We start from the raw sequence: 7,626 nt of genomic DNA on the forward strand, positions 1-7,626 counted from the left end.
AAGAATTCGAACAAAAAGGGAACGACGAAAAATGCTCGACATCGCACCATCGCAACAGGCGGCAACCTGGCTCGGCTCATTCGGCCGGGCGCTCGAGGCCGGCGATATCGAGGCGGCGACGAACCTCTTCGCGCAGCATTGCTACTGGCGCGATCTCTTGACCTTCACCTGGAATATCAAGACCATGGAGGGGCAGGCGGCGATCCGCGAAATGCTCAAGGCCACGCTCCACTTGGCGCAACCCTCGCACTGGCGGCTGTCCGGAGAGCCCAGCGTCGACGACGGCACCGTCGAGGCCTGGTTCACATTCGAGACAGCGGTGGCACGCGGCGAGGGGATCCTGCGGCTCAAGGACGGCCGCTGCCGAACGCTGTTCACGGCGATGAGCGAGCTCAAAGGATTCGAGGAGCGGAAAGGCCCGGCGCGGCCGCTCGGCATCCGCCACAAGGCCGACCCGAAGCGCGAGACCTGGGCGGAAGCACGGGCACGCGAGGCGCGCGATCTCGGCGTGCATGAGCAGCCCTATTGCCTGGTGATCGGCGGCGGGCAGGGCGGCATCATGCTCGGCGCCCGGCTGCGCCAGCTCGGCGTCCCTACGCTGATCATCGAGAAGAACGCGCGCGCCGGCGATTCCTGGCGCAACCGATACCGCTCGCTCGTGCTGCACGATCCCGTCTGGTACGATCATCTGCCCTACATTCCGTTCCCGGAAAACTGGCCGGTCTTCACGCCCAAGGACAAGATGGGCGACTGGCTGGAGATGTATACCCGCGTCATGGAGCTGAACTACTGGGTCGCCACCAAATGCATCAGCGCCGCCTATGACGAGGCCGAAAAAGTCTGGACCGTGGTGGTCGACCGCGTCGGCCAGCGCATCACGCTGAAGCCGAAGCATATCGTCTTCGCTACCGGCGCCTACGGCCCGCCGCGGCAGATCGAGCTGCCGGGCGCCGACAGCTTCAAGGGCGAGCTTCTGCATTCCAGCCAATATTCCACCGGCGAGAAGTTTCGCGGCAAGCGCGTGGCGGTGATAGGTGCTGCAAGCTCAGGCCACGATGTCAGCGTCGACCTGTGGGAAGCGGGCGCCAAGGTCACCATGGTGCAGCGCTCGCCGACGACGGTGGTTAAGTCCGACACGCTGATGGATGTCGGTTTCGAGATCTTCTCGGAAAAGGCGCTGGCGCGCGGCATCACCACCGACAAGGCCGACATGATCGTCGCCTCGATGCCCTTCGCGCTGGTGCCGAAGGGTCAGCGCGCGCTCTATGACGTGATCCGGGGGCGCGATGCGGATTTCTACAGGCGCCTCAGCGACAGCGGCTTCGCCATCGACTTTGGCGAGGACGAGACAGGGCTGTTGATGAAGGCCTATCGGACAGGCTCTGGCTATTACATCGACGTGGGCGCGTGCGAGCTGATCCTGAACGGCGAGATCAAGGTCAAAAGCGGCGTCGGCATCAAGTCGCTGACGCCGGACGGCATCCTGTTTGAAGACGGCAGCGAGCTCGCCGTCGACGCGATCGTCTGCTGCACCGGCTACCAGTCGATGAACGAGACGGTAGCGGGGATAGTCTCGCGCGAGGTCGCCGACAAGGTAGGTCCGTGCTGGGGCCTCGGCTCCGGCGTGAAGGGCGATCCGGGTCCATGGCAGGGCGAATTGCGCAATATGTGGAAGCCGACGGCGCAGGAAGCGCTATGGTTCCACGGTGGCAATCTGGCGCTGTCGAGATTCTACTCGAAGTTCGTGGCGCTGCAGCTCAAGGCGCGCATGGAGGGGATAGCGACGCCGGTGGATGGGGAGCCGAGCAACGCTGGGTAAGATCGACCCCCACTCCGTCGAGCTTCGCTCGACACCTCTCCCCCGATCGACGGGGGAGAGGAAGGCGCGCGCTTATTCCAGCTGGCTCCCTTCCTCTCCCTCCGGAGGGGGGAGAGGTGGCGCTGCGAAGCAGCGACGGAGTGGGGGAAGCCATTCGTCAAACGCGCCGCCGCCGCAATCCTGCCGGCCATCTCCCCTCAAGGAGAGATCAGCTAATCATACCCCCGCCCAAAATGCCTCGCCGCCACATCGACATGCGTGTGATGCGCATGGGCCTCGAAGCGCTCCGTCTCATTGTGGTCGGGCGCTTCGTTCGGCCACCATTTGCCGCCGATGACGATGCCTTTGGAGACTAGTCGCTGATCCGCGACCAGTGACGTCCCGACCGCGTCAACGAAAGTGAAGCGGCCGGGCTGCAGCTTCAACACGGCGACGTCGCCGGTGCCGCCGACCTTCAGCGTGCCGAGTTCCGGCCTTGCGATCGCCTCCGCCGGCCGCTGCGTCGCCGCGCGCAGCACCTCGACCAACGGCATGCCGAGCGCCATGAGCTTCGACATGCAGACCAATATGTCGAAGGCCGGACCGTCGACGCAGTAGAGATGCACGTCGCTGGAGATGACGTCGGGCGCGAGGCCTTCGGCAAGCATCGCCTTCGCCACCTCGAAGTCGAAGGAACCCATGCCGTGGCCGATGTCGAAGATGACGCCGCGCTCGCGCGCCAGCCGCATGCCGGCCGCACCGCTCCGGAGGCAAAGACCGGCGCGTTGGGAAAAGGCCGGAAGCAATGGGTGAGAATGTCGCCGCGGCGCAGCCTGGGCAGCACTTCCGAGCGGCCGGGCGGCGGCTCGTCGATATGCGTCATCAGCGGCAGGCCGGCCTTGTCGGCGGCTTCGAGCGCGAGGTCGACAGGCGCGATGCCGCTCGAGCCGCCGGCATGCTTGCCCGGAACGGACCTTGACGCCGACGACGACATCGGCGTGCTCGCGCAGCCACCGTCTCGCGCGGCTCGCAAAGCCTGAGGTCGCCGCATTCGCCGACCGACACTGTCTTGGCGAAGCCGAAAATGCCGGCGAAGGAAATGTTGACGTAAGCGAGGATGCGGACCTTCGAGCGCTCGATGACGTGGCGGCGGAAGCCGAGGAAATTGCCGGCGCCGGCGCTGCCGGCATCGATGAAAGTGGTGGTGCCGCTCTTGGCGGCGAGCCGGTCGGCGTCGACGCCGAGCGAGGTGCCGCCCCAATAGACGTGGCTGTGCAGGTCGATTAGGCCGGGCGTGACGATGCAATCCCTGGCATCGACGACTTCACTCGCCGCCTCGGCATTGATGGCGGCGTCGATCGCGGTGACGCGGCCATCGGCAATGGCAACATCGCGTGGCGCGTCCAAGCCCGATGCGGGATCGATGAGGCGCCCGCCCTTGATCAGGAGATCGAACTGCATCGGTGCCCTCGCTTTGTTGGTTCGTTTCACGCAATTCCGGACGGAAGGTACGGCGAAGTCGCCGAACTAACCGCTAAGCACTTTTCCTGGAATTGCTTCAAGCGATCCGACCGGGCGATCAGACCGGCCGATAGGCGACGGCTTCGACTTCGATCTTGATGTCGATCATCAGGCGCGATTCGACCGTGGTCCGCGCCGGCGGATCCTTCGGGAAATGTTTTGCATAAACGGTGTTGAATGTGCCGAAATCGCGCGCGTCCTCCAGCCAGACGGTGGTCTTCACCACATCGTCCATGGTGCAGCCGGCGAGCGCCAGGGCCGCTTTGACGTTCTGCAGCACCTGCTCGGCCTGCTCGGCGATGCCGCCCTTGATCACGAGCCCGTCGCTGCCCACCGGCACTTGACCGGAAATATAGACGAAATCGCCGGCACGGACGGCGGGCGAGAGCGGAACGTGGGATTTCCCAAAGCACTGCTTGGACAAGGGGAGCCTCCTTCAATCGACGACGGGAACCGGGTTGCATAGCCGTCTACGCCTGTCGGCACGATCCTCCTAGAGCCAATGTCGGAAAGCAACATTCTTTCGAAATCCATGTTGCTTTATTACAGAAGCCTGAGCATCTTGCGCTCGACGCGGCTTGAAATCGGCCGCGCATATGAGGGAGATCGGCATGACCTTCGACAAGAATCCGTTTCCGGAAGGCGATGCCGACCGCCACGCGCTGTGGGAAATGCTGGTGCGGCGCGATATCGACGCCTTCCTCGGTCAGGACTGGTCGATGGTCGAGGACGATTTCATCGCGGAAAGCTTCTTCGGCATGCATGCGCATTTCCTTGCCAATGCAGATGCCTGGCGGCTGCAGTTCCCCCGGCTGGAGGTCTATCGCGACGAATGGCTGCGGCAGGCCAAGGAAACCGCGGCGACGAAATTCGCCGAGCCGCTGCGCGAAGCGCTGTTTCGCGTCACCAACATGCGCGACATCGACGTCGACGGCGACCGCGCGGTGCTGCACAAGAAGTTCGACGGCTCGGTCGCCAAGGCAGACGGCGGCGTCGACCGGCTCAAATGGCAGACGCTCTACTTCTGCCGCAAGGTCGGCGGACGCTGGAAGATTGCCGGCTTTGTCGGCTACATGCCGCATCCGCTGGGCAGCTAGGAAGGAGCTATCGGACGCCGACTGAGCTTAGCCGAAGCGTCTGTCAGTTTGTCATTGACGACGTTAGCGAAGGCTTCAGCCGACGGGCTCGCTAGGACAGCCGTGGCAACCGCTCATCGGGCGAGCGGTGGTCGAACACGACGCCCATGGTCTTACCAACGGCGGCCATGACGATCAGTTCGATGAGATGGTCGTCACTGTCCTGGCAAGCCGGGTCGGATCGGCGTATGGCGTCGAGCATCGCCCGGGTCGAGATGGTATCGCCGGCGCGAAATTTCGAAAGAGCAGATGAAACAAGGTCTTGCACCGTCGGATCTATGACGGGCACTTCCGCAGCGACGTTCATCGGCCTCCTCCTGCCATGAACCCTCCCGCAAAAGATGATACGCCAACGGTTGGAATGTGCCAGCAAAATGGTGGTCCGACCAGTGTGGCTGGCGGCAGCCTGCCGTGAGATGTGGACACCTGCTGGCTAACGGCAGCGTAAGCTCGACGCACCGCGCTCGGGTTGATAAGCCCGTCGCGCGCAGGGAGACGATCCGAGTCGAAATATGACCGTTGCAATCGAGATGGGGCAGACGAGCGCAGGCGCGTCGGCGGCCCTCGACCTTGAGGAGTTGCTGGCGACCCGCCTGCTGGTGCAGGGCAATTCGGGCTCGGGAAAGTCGCATCTGCTGCGCCGTCTTCTGGAGCAGAGCGCGCCCTGGGTGCAGCAGACCATCATCGACCCGGAAGGCGACTTCGTGTCTCTGGGTGAACGCTTTGGCCATCTGGTGATCGACGCGGAGGAACATACCGAGCGCGGCCTGCAGGCGGCTGGCGAGCGGGCGCGCATCCACCGCGTCTCGACGGTGCTCAACCTCGAAGGGCTCGATGCCGAGAACCAGATGCGGCGGGCCGCGGCCTTCCTCGGCGGGCTGTTCGAGGTCGCGCGCGACCATTGGTACCCAATGCTCGTGGTCGTCGACGAGGCGCAGCTCTTCGCGCCCGCCGCCGCCGGCGAGGTTTCGGACGAGGCACGCAAGCTCTCGCTGGGCGCCATGACCAATCTGATGTGTCGCGGCCGCAAGCGCGGGCTTGCCGGCATCATCGCCACGCAGCGGCTGGCGAAGCTCGCCAAGAACGTCGCGGCGGAAGCCTCCAACTTCCTGATGGGCCGGACCTTCCTCGACATCGATATGGCGCGAGCCGCCGACCTGCTCGGCATGGAACGGCGTCAGGCCGAAGCTTTTCGCGACCTGGAGCGCGGGCATTTCATGGCGCTCGGTCCTGCCTTGTCGCGCCGTCCGCTCGGCGTGCGCATCGGCCAGACCGAAACCAGTCCGCGCAACGGCACGCCGCGGCTGATGCCGATGCCGGGAGCCGCGCTCGAAGATGCGCGCGCGATCATTCTTGCCGCGCCGCCGCCGGAGACGGTCAGGCCGCAGCGCCGGCCTTCGCCCGACCTGCTCGACCAATTGATGGCGGCCAAGGCCGCGCCGCTGGACATCCGCCCCGAGCCGATGGAACCGCAGCCAAGCGCCGAAGACCTGGCAGAGCGGCGCGAGCGGATGGACCGCATCCTGCGCGCCATCCTGGCGGAGCCGGATGCGGGGTTCCGCGTCATCGGCGTGCTCTACCAGGAGTTCGTGGTCCGCTGCCGCATCGAGGGCCTCGCTTCGGTCGTGCCCGACCTGTCGGAGTTCCGCCGCATGCTGACGCGCGCCCGCGCCGGCGTCGGCTCCGACATGGCCGAGGACGACGCCTGGCGCGACGTTTCCGTGCGCGCCTCGCTGCTGCCCGAAGACATGCAGGGCGTTTTCATGATGATCGCGCGCGCCGCCAAGGAAGGCTGGCCTTGCCCGAGCGACGCGGCGATCGCGCGGGCTTACGGTTCGCATTCGCTGCGCCGCGCGCGCCGGCTGCTCGATTATATCGAGGAGCAGGGCCTCATCGTCTGCCAGGTCGACGGAGCCGGCCGGCGCACGGTGACGCTGGTCGAACTCGCCTGGGCGACGGCGCCGGGCGACCCGAACGCCGTGGAGCAGGACAGCCTGGCTGGCTGACATCGGAAGACGCTGGCGACCGCGCTCTGGCAGCCTTTGCGCCATTGGTTGACGGCGAGCCTGCTTTGTCGGTGGCACGCAGCACTACATGTACCGATAAAATTCCAACAGAAATGCCAGCGACCGAGCGATGGCGAAGTCAACGCTGCGCCATCAAATGACGCTGCGCCGAAACGGACTCGGGCCGTGCACTTTAAGTCTTTGTTTTGTGCATATCATTCCCTCCAAATCGCAGCCCACTTTGGGAGACACAGGCATCAATCGATGGGGTGGCAGATTTGTTAAATGTTTAATGAATCGTTAACATTACGCGGGGATATATATTCCGTTATGGTTTCCAAATCGTAAAAAGCTAATATACCTGAATATAGGTTTGCTTGTCCCGCGATTGCGGCGACCGAAGGGGGGCACGCCAGCTAGGAACGTTGGGTGCGAGCGTGCAAGCGCTCTGGGGTGGGGTTTTGTCTCTCGGCGAGAGAAGTTTTTACGTTCAATCAGAGTGGCTTGGTCCTGACCAACCGCCGCGGGCGGAAGCATTCGCTTGCGTCGTCCGCACCAGGATCAGCAGTAACCGTCGGGGCGAACACTTTGGTCGTTCGCAAAGGGATCACAGGGGGTAATTGGCAATGGCGACCACAACAGTTTCAGGCTCGACCGTCACGTTTTCGAATTCGGGCGCGGCAGCCAATCTGACGCAATCCGGCAGCGAGGACGGCAGCCTCCTGTTCACATTCGACGTTCTCGCGGCGAGCGGCGGCGGAACCAAGACGACGATCTATTCGGTGGACGACGGCATCAAGAACGATAACGGAGGGGCCGGGATTGTCGTCACCAACAAGGCGTTCGCTGATTACAACAAGGACCTGCTGATCCAGGACGGTGCGAACGTCATCGAAACCAGCAGCACGAGCGGGGCGAAATTCTGGATCGGCACCGACAACAAGATTCATTATGACGCAACCACTCTAGCCCCCCTGATCAACGCGCTCGGCGCTGGCGAGCAGTTCACGGACACGATCCAATATACGATCAAGATGTCGAACGGCACGCTCAGCGTGGGTACGCTGTCGGTGGTGATCAATGGTGTGAACGACGCGGCGGTGATCACCGGCACCAGCACGGCGGAGCTGACCGAGACCAACGCGGCGCAGAACACCGGCGGCAA

General features: G+C 64.0%; 6 protein-coding genes and 1 pseudogene. 4 read left to right on the forward strand and 3 right to left on the reverse strand.

Features of this window, described 5'->3' with window-relative positions:
- Window positions 1-31: 31 nt before the first annotated feature.
- Window positions 32-1,819 (forward strand): NAD(P)/FAD-dependent oxidoreductase, encoded by a 1,788-nt coding sequence (locus LB552_RS25440; RefSeq protein ID WP_224610897.1) that lies wholly within the window; start codon window positions 32-34, stop codon window positions 1,817-1,819.
- Between the two features lie 212 nt (window positions 1,820-2,031).
- Here LB552_RS25440 and LB552_RS25445 read toward each other — a convergent pair.
- Window positions 2,032-3,259: pseudogene (locus tag LB552_RS25445) on the reverse strand (amidohydrolase/deacetylase family metallohydrolase).
- Window positions 3,260-3,377: 118 nt separating this feature from the next.
- Window positions 3,378-3,743 carry a RidA family protein gene (locus LB552_RS25450; RefSeq protein WP_140846294.1) on the reverse strand — a complete coding sequence of 122 codons (366 nt, stop codon included), beginning with the start codon at window positions 3,741-3,743 and terminating at the stop codon, window positions 3,378-3,380.
- A 187-nt stretch (window positions 3,744-3,930) separates the two neighbouring features.
- Between LB552_RS25450 and LB552_RS25455 the strand changes: the two genes are divergently transcribed.
- Complete coding sequence (locus LB552_RS25455; protein WP_095766686.1) at window positions 3,931-4,416, forward strand: hypothetical protein; 486 nt, start codon at window positions 3,931-3,933, stop codon at window positions 4,414-4,416.
- A gap of 91 nt (window positions 4,417-4,507) precedes the next feature.
- Here the strand turns inward: LB552_RS25455 and LB552_RS25460 are convergent, their stop codons facing one another.
- Window positions 4,508-4,762, reverse strand: coding sequence for a hypothetical protein (locus tag LB552_RS25460; protein ID WP_095766222.1), 255 nt, complete (start codon window positions 4,760-4,762; stop codon window positions 4,508-4,510).
- Window positions 4,763-4,967: 205 nt separating this feature from the next.
- On the opposite strand from LB552_RS25460, the gene LB552_RS25465 reads away from it, so the two are divergent.
- Together LB552_RS25465 and LB552_RS25470 are read left to right on the forward strand one after the other, a co-directional pair.
- Window positions 4,968-6,461: an ATP-binding protein gene (locus LB552_RS25465; protein WP_224547988.1), complete on the forward strand. Its 1,494-nt coding sequence runs from the start codon at window positions 4,968-4,970 to the stop codon at window positions 6,459-6,461.
- A 626-nt stretch (window positions 6,462-7,087) separates the two neighbouring features.
- Window positions 7,088-7,626, forward strand: a 539-nt coding sequence (locus tag LB552_RS25470; protein ID WP_224610899.1) for a VCBS domain-containing protein, incomplete at its 3' end; no start/stop codon positions are given.

It is taken from the genome of Mesorhizobium sp. CA7, assembly GCF_020165015.1.
GTDB lineage: Bacteria > Pseudomonadota > Alphaproteobacteria > Rhizobiales > Rhizobiaceae > Mesorhizobium.